This window comes from Pseudoduganella sp. RAF19 (assembly GCF_052114165.1).
Classification (GTDB): domain Bacteria; phylum Pseudomonadota; class Gammaproteobacteria; order Burkholderiales; family Burkholderiaceae_D; genus Rugamonas.
Genome location: NZ_JBFREF010000002.1, coordinates 714,734 through 730,107, shown reverse-complemented (window position 1 = coordinate 730,107; position 15,374 = coordinate 714,734). Strand labels below are relative to the sequence as shown.

Sequence of the window (15,374 nt, the reverse complement as noted above, 5' to 3'; positions counted from 1 at the left end):
CGGCAAGAGGCATTGCGTCGAGACAGTTCAATCACCACAACACTAATGCAAGAGTTTTATAAGAAGGCACTGCTGGCACTCATTGTCGTGGTAGTCGCGGACGCGGTGCTGGCATTTTTCCTGTTCTATCAGAGCTATCTGTCGGTGCCGCTGTTCGCTTCGAACCGTGCGGACCCCGGCTGGCATTACATGACCAATTCGGATGTGGAGATGGGCGGCACCTCCACGGTCCAGGTGACCCGCAGCGAGCGCGGACAATTGCGCTTCGAGTTCAGGCTGACCGACGTCGGCAAGTATCCCTTCGCTTCGGCCGGCATGGCCTTATATGATGCGAAAGGGCGGCTGGCCCTGGTGGATTGGTCCAAGTACACCGACATTACCTTCCTGGCCAAGTGCGCGCCGGCCAGCTCGATGGTGTTCGGCATTTCGACCTTCGACCCCAAGATCTCCCGCGTGGGCGAATTCCTGACCTACCGCTCGCCCGGCACCTATTTTTCCTGTAACGAACGGGGCGTTCCTGTCTCGCTGGATCTTACCCGGCTGAGTATTCCGGAATGGTGGTTCTACCAGGTCAATCTCGATCTCTCGCACCAGGGGTATGAGCTGAACAAGGTGTCGAAATTCGTCTTCGGCACCAGCATCCAGAGTCCGCACAACGTCGACTCCTATATGGACATCAGCGAACTGACGATCCATGGCCGCGATTACCGGTATATCGCAGCCCTGGTGGCCATGCTATTGGCGAGTTGGGCCGCATTTGCTCTATGGTTTTTCCGCGCCCATTCGCAGGCGCTGACCATGAGCCTGAACTCCAGAATGAAAAAAGACCTGCCGCTGGTCGCTTATCGCGAATTAACGCTGGAGCCATACCGCGACAAGGAAAAGGCATCGGTCCTGCGCTTTATTGCGACGAATTATACAAATACCGAATTGGATCTGGATGGCGTGGTGACTGCCACCGGCACCAACCGCAATAAAGTCAACGAGGTCTTGAAGTCGGAACTTGGCATGACATTTACCAGCTATCTGAATAAATTGCGGCTGACCGAAGCTGCCAGATTGCTGGCCGAGAAAGGCGGCGCCACCATTGCGGAAATTGCTTATTCGGTAGGCTATTCGAATGTCTCTTACTTTAATAAGCTGTTCAAGGAAGAATACGGTTGTACCCCCAAATCCTTCCGCAGCCTTGCTGTCCAGCAGGAAACTTCGGTCGCCACTCCCTTGCACTCCCAGCAGAACTAATCGCAATTTTTGCACTTTGATAGAAATTTCCATGTGTGCGTTACTGCCCGCCAGGGCCTTCCTCCTATGCTTGGGCTGTGGGTACGCTCACGCTATCGGCGACCCGCGCCGCAAAAATAAATAATACCGAGGAGACAATGGAAATGAAGCCAAGCGCTGCGTCTGATTGAGGACGCCCATGAATACTACCAAAAGTCATCGTATCGCCTTATTATTCAACGCGAATAAGAGTTTTGATCGAGAGGTTATTGCCGGCATTGCCGCTTATTTGGGAAGTACGCGTGCGGCATGGGATTTATTTCTGGAAGAAGATTTTCGTCTGCGCCTGGCCGGCATTGAGAATTGGTCGGGCGACGGCATTATTGCCGATTTTGATGATCCCGCCGTCGCCGCCGCATTAAGCCGTTGCAGCGTGCCGGTAGTGGCCGTCGGCGGTTCCTATGCCGACGAGGCCGAATATCCGGCGCGAGTACCTTATGTGGCGACGGATAATTTCAAACTGATCAAACTGGCCCGCGATCATCTGATCGATGTCGGCTTGCAGCGCTTTGCGATGTTCAGTCTGCCGGAGGCCAGGGAAAACCGCTGGGCGCAGGAACGCGAAAATGCCTTCCGCAGCCTGATGTCCGCCGACCAGATGGAAGCCGAGATTTTCCGCGGCTGCGGCACCAGCGCCTCCTCCTGGGACGACACGGTGCAGGGCCAGGTCGCCTGGCTGCGCAGCCTGCCCAAGCCGGTTGGCATCATCGCCGTGACGGATGCGCGGGCACGCCAGCTGCTACAGGCCTGCATCATTGCCGGCATTGCAGTGCCGGAGCAGGTGGCGCTGATCGGCATCGATAACGATCCGCTGGTGCGCATGCTGACCCGGATTCCGCTCAGTTCCGTGATCCAGGGCGCGCAGGAAATGGGACGCACCGCAGCCCACTTGCTGGACCAGATGCTGCACGGCGTGCGTCTCGGGAATACGCGCATCCTGATGCCCCCGGCCGGCATCAATGTGTTTGCATCGAGCCAGCACCAGGCGGTGCGGCATCCCCATGTGGCGCGGGCGCGCCATTTCATACGGCAGTATGCCTGCCAGGGCATCAAGACCCACCAGGTGGCGGATTATGTCGGCGTTTCGCGCTCCTCGCTGGAAGCATATTTTCGCCAGGAGCTGGGCCGCAGCGTGCACGATGTGATCCTGGAGTTCAAGCTGGACGCGGCCAAGGCCGGTCTGGAAAACGGTGAACGCAGCATTGCCGATGTGGCGCTGGGCTGCGGTTTTACCTCGACCCAGTACATGCATCTGGTGTTCAAGCGCGAATTGGGATGCACCCCGCGCGCTTACCGCGATCGGGTCCTGGCGGACTGAAGGCCGAACGGGGCCGCCCGATTAGCCAGAATCGTTCCGGGCCTTGGTGATTTTCGCAATTGAATCGCCAGGGCGCGGATCGCAGAATGGCAGCATGACCAAACCAACTTTCGGCATCGCATACAAGGCGGACGAACACCGCTTATTCACACTCAGGAATGCCGGCGGCATGGCGGTAACAATCAGCGAGCGCGGCGCCGCCTTGTGGTCCTGGCGTGCGCCGGACCGCTACGGCCGCATGGCGGACGTGTTGCAGCCCCCCTCAGGCGGCGCAATCCACGCGCTTTGGCAAGGCCGCCATGTGGACGGCGCGGTCTCGCTGATGCGGATGGAGGAAGGGCGCGCCGCCGCCTTGGCGGAATACCGGCTGGACGACGATGGCTGCCTGACCGTGCAGCACGAGGTGGTGGCGATGGCGCCCACAGCGCTGGCGCTGGCTTCGCATCCTTGCTTCAATCTGAATGGCGGCATGGCCGACGTGTCCGACCACATGGTGCAGATCGATGCCGATTTCTACGTCGAAGTGGATATGGACGGCAAGCCAGGCGGCGTCGCTGCTGTAGGCGGCACCGCCTTCGATTTCCGGCACCCGGCGCCGATCGGAGCACGCTTACGCTGGCCCGACAGCCAGATCCTGCGCAGCGCCGGCTTTAACCACGCCTTTTTCGTTCGTAACCATTTCACGGGAGGCCAGGGACCTTTGCGTGCCGTGGCCCTGATTGTCGACCCGGGCTCCGGCCGCAGCCTGCAGCTGCACACCACCGAAGCAGCCGTGCAGTTCTGTGCGGGCCGGCAGGGCGGCTTTACGATCGAAGCCCGCGCCTGTCCGGACCTGAGGTGCGCTTCATGGCCCGGCATCGTTGTCACGCCGGGCCAGGTATATCGCCAGACTTCCGTCTACCGGCTCGCGCTCTCTAATCCACGGTAGACGAACTGCCGTGCTTTGACCACACCGCTACCGGCGCTATAGATGCCGACCTTCAGGCTGAGGAAGCCTCCGAACACATTGTGATGGAAGCCGGATACCTCCATCTGCCACGGATGCTTGATCCAGCGCTTGCCATCCCGCGAGTAGTGGAAGGTGACGATGTTGGCGCGGTTGGTGAGCTTGACGTGAATGGTCTTCGCCGGCACTTTCTCGCGCATCCAGCTTTGCTCCTCGCTGCAGTGGTAGGTGAACATCTGCGTCTGGCTGAAACCGATGCCGCAGTAGCCGCGCTGGCTGTAGTACAGCAGCAGTCCACCCTGTGCGCCTTCGCCGATCTCCAGCATGACCGATGCCTCGTAATCGCGGTCGCCAACGATGCAGGTCAGTGGCGAGCAATTGGCAGGCGAGCTGCCTTTGGCGCTCAGCGCCAGGCATTTGTCTTCGTAGCGTGCACGCTGCATTTCCTGAGGGCCGGGATCGAAAAAGCTCCATTGCACGCCGAACTTGTTGGTGGAGAAGTCGTCCGACAGTGCCTGGCCCGCAGGACCGGACTGGCCGCCTTTGGGCTTGCGCAAGGGACCTGACAGCGTGCCGCCGCGCGCGCGGAACCAGCCATCGCTGGTCCATTCGATCGGCTCCAGCAAAGTCTGGCGGCCCAGTGTGCGGAAGCCGTTTTCGTAAGCATGATAGACCATCCACCAGTCGCCGCCGGGGCCTTCGACCACACTGGCGTGGCCGCGCGACCACCACGGTTCATCGGCGCTGCGGGTGCGCACAATCGGGTTATCGGGACAATCCTGCCACGGTCCGTGGATCGATCGCGAACGTGCCACGATGACCATGTGGCTGGTCGGCGGGCCGGAAGTGCCGCCCACCGCCGTCACCAGATAGAACCATTCGCCACGCCGGAACAGTTTGGGTCCCTCGGGCGCGAACATCTCGACCACCCAGTCATCCGGGTAGCGCCAGGGTTCGTAGACCTGCTCCAGTTTGCCGGCGGTGGACAGGCCGTCGTCGGCGAGCGCAATGCGGCGCACGCCGTTGACGAACAGGTAGCGCTTGCCGTCCTCACCGACCGCGTGGCCTGGATCAATGCAGCCGGACAGCTTGAGATCGATTGGCTCGCTCCATGGTCCGCGGATATCGTCGGCATAAATCACGAAGATGGAACTCTTGCCATCCGGGCTGGCGGGAATGTACAGGTAATACCGACCCTGGTGTTTGACCAGGTCCATGGCCCAGACGGAACCGAGCGGCTTATGGAGTGCGGCGCCGATGGGCGCCCAGTTCACCAGATCGCGCGAGTGCCAGATCACGGCGCCGGGATAGGACAGGAAAGACGAGAACGTCATGTAGTAATCGTCGCCGTCTTTCAGGATCGTTGGGTCCGGGTGGTCGCCGGGCACGATCGGATTGACGAAGGTGCCGGTGCCAAGGTCCGCCTTGCGCTGGCCTTCTATGCCATATGCCGGCTGCAGCAGCGCGCTGGTGGCGGCGCAAGCTGTGGCGCTGACGGCGTTGGTTGGAGCGGCCGGCGCGAGTGGTGCCGCCGCAGCGCCGGCACTGGCAAGTGCAAGCTTGAGCAGACCACGGCGCTTGACCGCGTCGAGCATAGGTTCATCCTTTTTCATTTGCCGATCACTCTCATCAAAACTCTTCTGTGTTGATATTCGAGGCCATCTTTGCAGACCCGCAGGGCTGCGGCAATTATGAAAATCACCGATGCGGAGAATGATTTACCCCAAGCGGCGATATCGCCGTTCACGTGCCAGATATGCGGTGATAGCATCGCTGCCACGACTAAAAAATCAGGAGCCTTCGAGGATGAAACACCTGCAACGCATCTGCTTCGCACTATTGGGCGCGGCCTTCGCGGCGTCCGCTGCACAGGCACAGCCACGCCAGATAGTGCTTGATGTGGCAAGGGCGGAGCAGCCGCTGGACCGGTTCTTCGATCTGTCCGTTGGCTCGGATTATCCTGGCACTTTGCGGCGTGCCGACAGCATGGCGCAGCTGAAGACGCTCGTCGAGGAAACGGGCTTTCGCTACATCCGCTTCCATGCCATCTTCCACGATGTGCTGCAGACGGTGAAGACCGATGACGGCAAGATCGTGTACGACTGGACCGGCATCGATCAGCTGTATGACGATCTGCTGGCGCGCAAGATCAAACCCTTTGTCGAACTGGGCTTCACACCCAAAGCATTGGCCACTTCGAAGGCACAGATTTTCTATTGGGAAGGCAATACCTCGCATCCCGAACTGAATGGATGGAAGAACCTGATCGCAGCCTTCATCACGCATCTGCAACAACGCTATGGCAAGGAGGAAGTGCGGAGCTGGTTCTTCGAAGTCTGGAATGAGCCGAACCTGGACGGGTTCTGGGAGGGTGGTGACCAGAAAGCGTATTTCGAACTGTACGACGCGACGGCCAATACGATCAAGGCGCTCGACCCGGCGCTGCGTGTCGGCGGGCCATCGACGGCCGGTGCGGCCTGGGTGCCTGAATTCCTTGATCACGTTGCGGCCAGCGGCGCAGCGGTCGACTTCGTGACGACGCATACCTATGGTGTCGAAAGCGGCTTCCTGGACGAGAAGGGCGTCGACGATACCAAGCTGTCGCCATCGCCCGATGCGATTGTGGGTGACGTGCGCCGCGTGCGCGAACAGATCACCGCGTCGAAGTATCCGCAGCTGCCGCTGTATTTTACCGAATGGAGTACCAGCTACACGCCGCGTGATCTGGTGCACGACTCGTACATCAGCGCTGCCTACATCCTGAGCAAACTTCAGAGCAGTAAAGGCCTGGCGCAGGGCATGAGCTACTGGACTTTTTCCGATCTGTTCGAAGAACCTGGGCCGCAGCGTAAGCCGTTCGAAGGCGGCTTCGGCCTGATGAATCCGCAGCGCATCCGCAAGAGCGCCTACTTTGCCTACAAATATCTGCATTCGCTGGATGGCAAGGAGATTCCGGCCGAGGACCGGCAAGTCATGGCCGCCACGGATGGCAAGTCGGTGCGCGCCGTGCTGTGGGATTTCCAGCAGCCGCGGCAGCCGGTCAGCAACCGTTCGTTCTACAGCCGCGTGCAGCCCGCTGCCGATAGCGCGCCAATTTCACTCCAGGTTCTTCACGCGAAGGCAGGAAAATATCGTCTGCAACTGCACCGTACCGGCTTCCGCGCGAATGATCCCTACACGGCCTATGTCGAGATGGGCATGCCGGCACAGCTGACGAACGAGCAGCTGGGCCGGCTCAGCGCCCTGACCAAAGACACGCCGGAGTCAAGCCGCATCGTCAGCATCGGCAAGTCGGGTGCCTTCACGCTCAAGGTGCCGATGCGCAGCAATGACGTCGTGCTGGTGACACTGGAACCGCTGCGCGGACGCTGATGGCATAGCGTATCTTCTTTGCGTCTAAGCCGCCACCAATGCCAGAGTTAACCAACTGGCACCCGGCAGCGGCGCACAGTATCGCTGGTCGATGCTAGCGTGATCCGCTGCTTGCGACGCCGCTCGGCACGCTGCCGCCCGCAGTTGCCCTGTATGCCAACCAGCTTGGTGCGCTGATCAAGCGGGCCAGCAAAGAGCGGCGCGAGATCTTAATCGCGTAGTTCGGCGGGCACTTTGCCGCCATTCTCCGCCAGCTTGGACATCACCTGCTTATGCAGCCAGATATTCATTTTGGCGGAGTCATTGGTGTTGCCCGTATAGTGCAGCTCCTGGGCCAACTGCTTGCGCGAAGCGAGACTGCTGTCGAGGTCCAGCAATTTCAGCAGGTCGACAATCGACTCGCGCCAATGGAGCGTTTGCCCGGCGTTCTTGGCCTTCCCGGTCAGAATCGCTTCGACATCGACCGGCTCTGCTGCCTGCGCCACCGGAGCGGCGGATGCTGTCGGTGAAGCTGGCGCTGCGGGTGCTGTTGGTGCTGCGCCGGCAGGTGAGGGCGCCGCAGTGGTCGGGTTTTGTACGGCCGCCGGGTGCGACGGCGGGAAAATCTTGTGGAAGATATCGCTCAAGATGCCCATGAATAGCCTCACTCATAAATAGCGAAAGTCTAGCCAAGCACAGGCGCGGCATCTGTACGCGGCCTAACGTTTTCAGAATGCTGGCGCGCGTCGTCGAGTTCTCAGCCCCACTAAGATGTACAGCGCCAGGCTCGGCCGCGATTGCACTGAGCAGCCACTGGTCTTCTCTCCGGGTGCGGCGTTGCCGACAAGCTGGTCGACCGCAATGCCTCGGCTACCATCGGTTTCCGCACCTGGCTGCAGGATAACTGGACTGGCCATGTCGTCAGCCTCGCCATCGCCGTGCCGGAACCGGCGCTTGCCGCCATGTATGGCGCCGGCATGCTGGGCCTGATGGGCTGGACAATGCGTCGCCGCCACCAGACTTGATCGCCTGTGAGAACCGAAAAATCCCGCTGAAGTTTGATTTATATCAAACGACCTCCCATTGACTCCATCCCACAGTGTGAAAAAATAAACTCACAAATTTCACAAATTGCGGGTGGGCTATGGAGCCTGACGGACGCAGGATAAATAATGAGTTGGCGCAAGCCGTTCAATGCGGCATCGGCCTTCAATATATCGCGGGTACTTGCGAGGCGCGGCGCTACCTGGAGAGTTGCAACGTGCCTAAAATCATTGCCGAACGCGTCCTGTCCGGTAATCCAAATATCCGGAGGGCTGTCGACGCGCTCTAGCTCAATTCGAAGAACCAGGCACCGAATCGGTCGGTGGTGTGCATACAGTCAACGCTTATTTTAGTCCCGCTTTTTTTATTTCCACGGGTGTCAGCGAGTTGATATTAAATTAGAAACTCTTGGCTTGACTTGTGGTTACAGCGTTCTAAGCTTCTAGATTAATATCTGGGAGTTTAAAAAATGAGAACCAGTTTAAGCGTTGGCGCGCTTGCGCTAATTACTACTGTTATCCACGCACCGATGGCATGGGCCGAAGCGCCGGCCAGTGTGCCGACCGTCAGCATCAACGTGTTGGTGAATAGTGGTTTAAATAATCCTCGGGGCCTGCGATTCGGCCCGGACGGCAATTTATATGTCGCCGAGGGCGGCACTGGTGGCTCTACTTCGACCACCGAACAGCAATGCCAGCAGGCGGCCGGCGTGGGTCCTTACAAAGGCAGCCCAACCGGAGGGCGCATTTCGCGTGTCGATGCAGCGGGCAACCGCACAACAGTCACCGATACCTTCCCGTCCAGCCAGACCAATGATGAGACCGGAGGGCTGGTCAGTGGCGTTGCCGATGTCGTGTTTATCGGCCACCGCATGTACGCGCTGCTGGCGGGAGCCGGCTGCTCGCATGGCGTTCTGAACACGGCTAACGGCATCGCGCGCGTGAACAGCGACGGCACCTGGAAGCTGATTGCCGACCTGAGCGCCTTCCAGATGGCGAATCCGGTGGCGAATCCGCAACCGCTGGACTTCGAGCCGGATGGCACCTGGACCAGCTTTGTGGTCGTGGATGGCGATTTCTACGCGGTCGAGCCGAATCATGGCGAGATCGTAAGAGTAAAGACCAACGGGCATATCAGCCGCGTGGTCGATATCTCCGCTTCTCAAGGCCACATCGTGCCAACCGCGCTGGTTGCCTACCACGAGAAATTCTTCTTCTCGAACCTGGGTACTTTCTCGCCGGATCAACTCAACAAACAAGGCGTCTACAAAGTAAGCCAGAACGGCAAAGTGCGTCAGCTGGCGACCGGACTTAGCAAGGTAATGGGCATGGTCTTTGATAATCGCGGGCGGATGTATGTGCTGGAGACTTCCTACTCCGCCAGCGATCCGGGGCCGAATCCGCATACCGGACGCCTGGTTCGTATTCTGCCCAACGGCGACCAGCAGGTGCTTATCGACAGCAGCAGTAGCCTGCTGTTCTTCCCAACCGGTATGACTGCCGGGCCGGATGGCGCGCTGTATATTTCGAATATCGGCTTTGGCCCGCCACCAGGAATGGGACAGGTCCTGCGCGTTGAAATATCGGATTGCACGGCCCCGCACCGGCATAACAACGATGATGACGAAGACGATAATCCGGATACGCTAAAGTGCGGTCGGGGGAAATGAAGGAATGCGGCCCCCGATTTCAGGGGCCGCTGCCATCGATTTAGTCCGGATTGGCGATCCAGCGGTCGACCTGCTGCTCAAGGATAGGCAGCGGTAAGGTGCCGTTGCCCAGCACTACGGCGTGGAATTTGGGGTAGCTGAATTTCGGTCCCAGCGCCTGCTGCGCCTTCGCGCGCAGTTCCTGGATCTTCAGCGCGCCGATCTTGTAGCTCAGCGCTTGTCCCGGCCATGCCATGTAGCGTTCAATCTGATTGGCGGCGCGCTGCTCGCTGTAGCCCAGCGTGTCGACCAGATAGGCGATGGCCTTTTCGCGCGACCAGCCCTGGGCGTGCATGCCGGTATCGACCACCAGCCGCGCTGCGCGCAGCAGTTCGTCGTTCAGGTGGCCGTAGTAGAAGCGTGGTTCTTCATACAGGCCAAATTCCTTGCCCAGGGCTTCGCAGTACAGCGCCCAGCCCTCGGTGTAGGCGGCCGCATTGAAATGTTCGGTATCGAATTTGCGGTAGTCGGGCAGCGGCAGTTCCTTGAGCAGCGCCGCGTGCAGATGGTGGCCCGGAACGCCTTCGTGCAGGAACAGGCTCACCATGCCGACATCGCTATACTTCGCGGGATCGTTGACCACAGCCCAGAACACGCCAGGATGCGAACCGTCGGCCGCTGGCGGCGTGAAGTGGTCGGAAGCGGTAGCACGCGTCAGCTCGGGTTCCGGTTGCAACTCAAGGCTGGCTTTCGGCAGCAGGCTGAAATAGGCGGGCAGCTTCTGCTCGACGGTCGCGTAGATTTTGCGATAGGCCGCCAGCACTTCGGCCTCCGACTTGAACGGCTTGAACTTGTCTTGCGCTGCCACCCATTGCGGCAAGCCGCCGGCTGGACCGGTGTAGCCCAGCTTGGGTCCGAGTTCGTCCATCTGCTGACGAATGCGCGCCACTTCCTTCAAGCCCAGTTCGTGGATCGCGTCCGCCGCGAGCGGCAGATTGGTGTTGTGCTGGATGCGTGCCTTGTACCAGGCCTGGCCATTCGGCAGTGCGCCGTAGCCCGAAGTCTCGCGGCTGGCCGGCAGGTAGTCGTTCTCGATGAACTGGCACAGGCGATCCAGCGCGGGGGCAATGCGAGCGACTGCGGCGCGATAGTCAGCGGTCAGTTGCTGCTTGTCCTTTGCCGAGAATTGCGCCGGCATGATTTTGATCGGGGTGTAGAAGATGCTGGCTTCAGGCGTGCCGCTTCGCAGTTGCTGGAACTGCGGCAGCATCTTCACCGTCAACGCCTTCGGCAGCACCACGCCCTGATGCATGCCTTCCTTCATATTGGCGATGGCCTGGTCGATCCAGGCCGGCAGCTGCTGCAGCCGGGCCAGATAGGCGCGGTACTGCTTGGGATTGGTCAGTGGCTGCGAACCGGTGCCGCTGGCGTAGTTCGCCAGCGTGCTCGGCACGTTATCGAATTGATTCAGCGGCAGCAGGTGCTCCGGGAAGGCTTCCAGATCGAGCATGGCGCTGATTTCGGATGCCAGCAGGTCGTAATTGAGCCGGGCACTGTCCGAAAGCCCGGCGCGGTCGATGGCGTGCAGTTGCTGCTGCATCTTGTGATACAGCGCGAACTGGCGGCTGCGCACGCTCGGGGAGATCGCCATGCCGAGGCGGTCGTCGTAGCGGCTGTCGCCGTTGGCGGTGGCGTACAGCAGGGGATCGAATTTGGCGCGGGCGTCATAGAAAGCGTCGGCCAGGCGGTCAAGGCGGACAGCAGCCTGGCTGGCCGCGGCGGCTGGACGGGGTGCGGCGTGGGCCAGCGTGCCGGATGCAAGGCCGGCCAACAGCGCGGCGGCGAGGGCGCCAGCGCGTAGCGATGGGTTGAAGCGAAGCATGGGTCTCCTCAGGTGATTTTTATAGAGCGTGTCGCTGGCGCGGAGTATAGCTGAGATGCGTTTGGTGCGTATCAGTCAACACTGTGCGTCCGTCAATAGGCCTACCGCCCGCATCCCTTCCTATCTACGATGAGGACATCCAGCCTTTGCTGTGATCTTTGTCCGACAACCCGTGAATTTGGAGATATCGCTATGTTCGCCGTGGATAACAACTCGCGCACTGCCAGCCAGGCGCCTCAGGAGCTGGTTCCCTCCCGCTACGCACTGCAAGTGGGCGAAATTGATGCTCTGGTCGTCAGCGATGGCGTGCTGCCCTTGCCAACGTCGACGATGGCCACCAACGTCGATCCGTCCGACCTGTCGAACTGGCTGGACTATATGTTCATGCCGCAGGAAGCGTTCGACTGGCCGCTGAATGTGATGGTGGCGCGCAGCGGCGAGCAGACCATTCTCATCGACGCGGGCCTGGGCGGACAGTTCGCGGGTTTTCCGCGCGCCGGGCAGTTCCCTCAGCGCCTGGAATCAGCCGGCATTGCGCTGGAATCCGTGACCGATGTGATCATCACTCATATGCACATGGACCACGTAGGCGGTCTGCTGGTCGACGACGTCAGGCAGCGCCTGCGCAAGGATGTGCGGATTCACGTTTCGGCCGCCGAAGTGGAATTCTGGACGCAGCCTGACTTCTCCAGCACCGTCATGCCGTCCGCAGTGCCGGCTGTGCTGCGCGAGACCGCAACCAGTTTCTATAACGAATACCGCGACCGCCTTTGCATCTTCAAAGACAAGCATGAAGTAGCGCCAGGCGTCACGGTTCGCCTCACCGGCGGCCACACGCCGGGACACGCCGTGGTCGACCTGGTCTCGGGCGGCGAGCGCCTGATGTTTGCCGGCGACGCCATGTTCCCGGTCGGTTTCGATCACCCGGAATGGCACAACGGTTTCGAACACGACCCGGAAGAGTCGGTGCGCGTTCGCGTCGGTCTGTTCCGCGAGCTGGCGGAAAACGGTGGCCTGCTGGTGGCTGCGCACCTGCCGTTCCCCTCCGTTGGGCGCGTGGCGGTGGACGGCGATGCCTTCCGCTACGTGCCGGTTATCTGGGACTACTGATCTTCGGCAGCCAGGGATCGAGCGGGATGCTCCAGATGTTCTGGCGTCCGTTGTCCCAGTCGTGAATACGCTGCAGGTCGCGCGCCGTGCTGTCGCGAGTGCGCGGCGTGGTGCGCGGCAACTGGCGATCAGTGCTGAAGTAAAGTGTGTGGCCATCGGTGCTGAGGCGCGGCTCGTTGACGTCGGTGTCGCCTTTGCCGTTGACGTCCGCGCCCAGGTCGACCGGCGCACTCCAGCCGCCGCCCAGGCGGTAGGCGATATACAGCCGCTCGTGCGCATCGCCTTTTGCGGGACGGGACGCGTAGATGATGAATGATTCGTCCGGCGCGATCACCGGATCGACATCCTGGGTTGTGCTATCGCCCAATGAAACCGGCTCCGGCGCCAGATAGTCTGCGCCGCGCGGCTGCGCGCGCCAGATGCGGAATGGTTGTCCAGCCACGGCGCGCATGATGAAGTAAAGATTGCCGTTGGCTGCGATCGCGGGCGCCCAGATGCTGGCGGTGCGGTTCACCGCTTCGGACAGCATGTGTGGCTGGCCCCAGCCGTCTCCCTTGCGGTCGACGCGCCAGAGATTGCCACCGGCAAGTGCAGGAGCACCCGCAGTCGCGGGCCGGTTGGAGACGAACACCAGATACGAACCATCCGGCGCCATGGCAGGCTGCTGGTCGTCCCATTCCCCAGAAAACGGCGCAATCTCGGGCTGGCTCCAGCCGTTGCCGCGCTTATGCGATATCAGCAGCGCACCATTGCGCGTGAATATCAGGGTGTTTCCATCCGGTGTAAAGGCCGGATCGCTGTCGTCGGCGGGACCGGAGATGTTTCCGGGCTCGAAGATGGTGGGTGCAGCCAGCGCCTGCGTGGCGCACATCAGGGCTGCGACGAGAATTGCGGTGGGCTTCATTGTGTCTCCATAGGTTCAATGAAGGCCCCACAATAGGAGGGAGGGCGGAACAGTGCCAGATTTTTGCGACGAAGAACGTCAGGAAGCGACGAGCGTTACCAGCCGCGCACGTACGGCGTCCAGATAGCTGCGTCCCACGCGGTAGGTGGCGCCGCGTTCGTCGACTGCCAGCCAGGTGCCCGCGCCGAGGTGGCGCAATTCGCTGATCTGGTCGGCGCGCAGGATGGTGGAGCGGTGAATGCGAACAAAGGCTGAGGGATCGAGGCGGCTCTCCAGTGCCGCCAGCGTTGATCGCATCAGATACCTGCGTTCCGCCAGATGGACGTGTACATAATCGCGGTCCGCCTCCAGTCGTTCGATGTCGGCCAGCGCCACGCGCACGACGGTGCCGCGGTGCGGCAACCACCAGTCGTCAGGCCGCTCCGGCACCGGTGTGCGTGCCGCCAGCAGTTGCTGCGCGCGCTGGCAGGCCCTCAGCAGGCGCGCCGGTTCGACAGGCTTCAGCACATAGTCGACCACTGCGCAGTCGAAGGCTTCGGTGCCGAAGTGGTCGTACGCCGTCACCAGGATCACCAGCGGGGCATTCGACAGGCTGCGCAGATGCCGGGCCAGCTCGATGCCGCTCATGCCGGGCATGCTGACGTCGAGGAACAGAACATCGGCCGGTTGCGCCGCAAGCAGGGCGAGCCCGCTGGCCGCATCGCCTGCGCTGCCGACGATGTCCACCATGCCGGTACGTTCGGCCTGTTGGCGCAGCACGCTGACCGCCAGCGGTTCATCGTCCAGGATCAGGGCGCGGAAGGTCATGCTGCGCTCCGTAACGGGAAACGGAGCTCGGTGATGAAGCCGGGCGTGGCGGCAGCAGGTTTGCATTCCGCCTTGTCGCCATAGTGCAGGACCAGCCGCTCGCGTACGTTTTGCAGCCCGATGCCCAGGCCCGCGCCTGCGGGAGGAGCAACACCCTGGGCGTCATCCGACACCGTGAGCAGCAGCGAATCGCCCACGGCCTGCGCACGAATGCTGACCGTGACCAGTGAGCTGCTGTGCGCTACGCCATGCTTGACCGAGTTCTCCACCAGCGGTTGCAGGATCAGCGCCGGCACACGCACATCGGCCACTGCCGGATCAAGTGCGATATCGAGCGCCAGCCGTCCGGGAAACCGCCGCAGCTCGATCGCGATATAGCGGGCCTGAAGATCGACTTCATCGGCCAACGTCGATTCGGCCAGCGGATCGGTGGCGAGCGCGGCTCGGAACAGGCGGGCCAGTTCACCGATCAGGGCCTGGGCTTCGTCGCCCCGGTGCTGGCCGATCAGGCCTTGCAGGGAATTCAGTACATTGAAGAAGAAATGCGGATTGACCTGGTAGCGCAGCGCACGGATTTCGGCCAGCCGTGCCGCTTCCCGGTAACGCGCTCCGGCCAGCAAGGCTTCTTTCTGCTCCGCCGCGGTAGCCAGCGACAGGCATAACAGCCCCCACGCCGCAAACACGAAGGACCAGTTGATCATCAGGTCGCTGACCGCCGTTACAAAATCCTGCATGCTGCAAACCAGTCCTGTATCGCAGGTTTCGTTGGGCAGTGGCGCCACCACGGAAAACAGCAGCGTGCTGCAGCTGGCGAAGATGGCCGCGGCGGGAATGGACATCGCAACCGTCAGTCCGATGCGGGTGCCAAGCGAGCTGCCGGACCGGCGCGCAAGCACCAGATTCATCAGCATCGACAAGCCGATACCGACCAGGGCCACCAGCGCGCGCCGTTCGAAGGCTTGCCATGGATGGTCGTAGGCGAGCAGGGCGCCGCGCAGGGTATAGGCGCCCAGAAAGGCCAGCCAGAACAGGGCCAGCGCGAGGGCCATGCGCGATGTGCGGATCGATGACATGGCGCGAGCG

12 protein-coding genes are annotated in these 15,374 nt (G+C 61.2%); 6 read left to right on the top strand and 6 right to left on the bottom strand.

The genetic code is table 11. The features are described 5' to 3' along the window. Window positions 1-12: 12 nt before the first annotated feature. The 3 genes from AB4Z19_RS07880 (at window position 13) to AB4Z19_RS07870 (ending at window position 3,527) form a co-directional block, all read left to right on the top strand. Complete coding sequence (locus AB4Z19_RS07880) at window positions 13-1,242, top strand: helix-turn-helix domain-containing protein (protein ID WP_442028775.1); 1,230 nt, start codon at window positions 13-15, stop codon at window positions 1,240-1,242. Between the two features lie 178 nt (window positions 1,243-1,420). Next, window positions 1,421-2,599 (top strand): XylR family transcriptional regulator, encoded by a 1,179-nt coding sequence (locus tag AB4Z19_RS07875; protein WP_442034910.1) that lies wholly within the window; start codon window positions 1,421-1,423, stop codon window positions 2,597-2,599. A gap of 94 nt (window positions 2,600-2,693) precedes the next feature. Then, window positions 2,694-3,527, top strand: a complete 834-nt coding sequence (locus AB4Z19_RS07870) for an aldose epimerase family protein (protein ID WP_442034908.1) — start codon at window positions 2,694-2,696, stop codon at window positions 3,525-3,527. On the opposite strand, the gene AB4Z19_RS07865 is transcribed toward AB4Z19_RS07870, so the two are convergent. Further along, window positions 3,497-5,158, bottom strand: a complete 1,662-nt coding sequence (locus AB4Z19_RS07865) for a family 43 glycosylhydrolase (protein WP_442034907.1) — start codon at window positions 5,156-5,158, stop codon at window positions 3,497-3,499. The genes AB4Z19_RS07870 and AB4Z19_RS07865 overlap by 31 nt on opposite strands. 193 nt (window positions 5,159-5,351) lie before the next feature. Between AB4Z19_RS07865 and AB4Z19_RS07860 the strand changes: the two genes are divergently transcribed. Next, window positions 5,352-6,917: a GH39 family glycosyl hydrolase gene (locus AB4Z19_RS07860; protein ID WP_442027053.1), complete on the top strand. Its 1,566-nt coding sequence runs from the start codon at window positions 5,352-5,354 to the stop codon at window positions 6,915-6,917. A gap of 209 nt (window positions 6,918-7,126) precedes the next feature. Here the strand turns inward: AB4Z19_RS07860 and AB4Z19_RS07855 are convergent, their stop codons facing one another. Beyond that, window positions 7,127-7,552: a DUF3597 domain-containing protein gene (locus tag AB4Z19_RS07855; RefSeq protein ID WP_442027055.1), complete on the bottom strand. Its 426-nt coding sequence runs from the start codon at window positions 7,550-7,552 to the stop codon at window positions 7,127-7,129. Between the two features lie 857 nt (window positions 7,553-8,409). Between AB4Z19_RS07855 and AB4Z19_RS07850 the strand changes: the two genes are divergently transcribed. After that, window positions 8,410-9,609 (top strand): ScyD/ScyE family protein, encoded by a 1,200-nt coding sequence (locus AB4Z19_RS07850; RefSeq protein WP_442029824.1) that lies wholly within the window; start codon window positions 8,410-8,412, stop codon window positions 9,607-9,609. 40 nt (window positions 9,610-9,649) lie between these two features. Here the strand turns inward: AB4Z19_RS07850 and AB4Z19_RS07845 are convergent, their stop codons facing one another. After that, on the bottom strand, window positions 9,650-11,470 hold the full coding sequence (locus AB4Z19_RS07845) for a DUF885 domain-containing protein (protein ID WP_442034906.1): 1,821 nt from the start codon (window positions 11,468-11,470) through the stop codon (window positions 9,650-9,652). 192 nt (window positions 11,471-11,662) lie between these two features. On the opposite strand from AB4Z19_RS07845, the gene AB4Z19_RS07840 reads away from it, so the two are divergent. Beyond that, window positions 11,663-12,580: an MBL fold metallo-hydrolase gene (locus tag AB4Z19_RS07840; RefSeq protein ID WP_442026919.1), complete on the top strand. Its 918-nt coding sequence runs from the start codon at window positions 11,663-11,665 to the stop codon at window positions 12,578-12,580. Here the strand turns inward: AB4Z19_RS07840 and AB4Z19_RS07835 are convergent. The 3 genes from AB4Z19_RS07835 to AB4Z19_RS07825 all read right to left on the bottom strand — a co-directional run bounded on the left by AB4Z19_RS07835 (window position 12,564) and on the right by AB4Z19_RS07825 (window position 15,364). After that, window positions 12,564-13,484: a TolB family protein gene (locus AB4Z19_RS07835; RefSeq protein ID WP_442026918.1), complete on the bottom strand. Its 921-nt coding sequence runs from the start codon at window positions 13,482-13,484 to the stop codon at window positions 12,564-12,566. The two genes, AB4Z19_RS07840 and AB4Z19_RS07835, sit on opposite strands and share 17 nt — an antisense overlap. 78 nt (window positions 13,485-13,562) lie before the next feature. Next, complete coding sequence (locus AB4Z19_RS07830; protein ID WP_442026916.1) at window positions 13,563-14,291, bottom strand: LytR/AlgR family response regulator transcription factor; 729 nt, start codon at window positions 14,289-14,291, stop codon at window positions 13,563-13,565. Further along, window positions 14,288-15,364, bottom strand: coding sequence for a sensor histidine kinase (locus tag AB4Z19_RS07825; RefSeq protein ID WP_442026915.1), 1,077 nt, complete (start codon window positions 15,362-15,364; stop codon window positions 14,288-14,290). The genes AB4Z19_RS07830 and AB4Z19_RS07825 overlap by 4 nt, the downstream gene beginning before the upstream one ends. Window positions 15,365-15,374 lie beyond the last annotated feature (10 nt).